We start from the raw sequence: 240 nt of genomic DNA, 5'->3' as shown, positions 1-240 counted from the left end.
TCATGTGCGGCCACAGCGCGTAGTTCTGGAACACCATGCCGATGTTGCGCGCATGCGGCGGCACCCCCGTGATGTCCTGCCCGCCCACCAGCAGCTCGCCGCGCTGGTGCCGGTTGAAGCCCGCGATCAGCCGCAGCAGCGTGGACTTGCCCGAGCCCGAAGGCCCCAGCAGCGCGAAGAACTCGCCGGGCTCGATCTTGAGGTTGACGTCGCGCAGCACTTCGTTGCTGCCGTAGCTCA

General features: G+C 67.5%; 1 protein-coding gene. It reads right to left on the bottom strand.

What is annotated here, in order from left to right; all coding sequences use genetic code 11:
• Positions 1-240 (bottom strand): ATP-binding cassette domain-containing protein (locus tag J8I34_RS34580; protein ID WP_209808673.1); only part of this gene is annotated, 240 nt, incomplete at both ends.

Source organism: Cupriavidus phytohabitans, assembly GCF_017815025.1.
GTDB lineage: Bacteria > Pseudomonadota > Gammaproteobacteria > Burkholderiales > Burkholderiaceae > Cupriavidus.
This window is presented reverse-complemented; position numbering and strand designations above follow the sequence as displayed.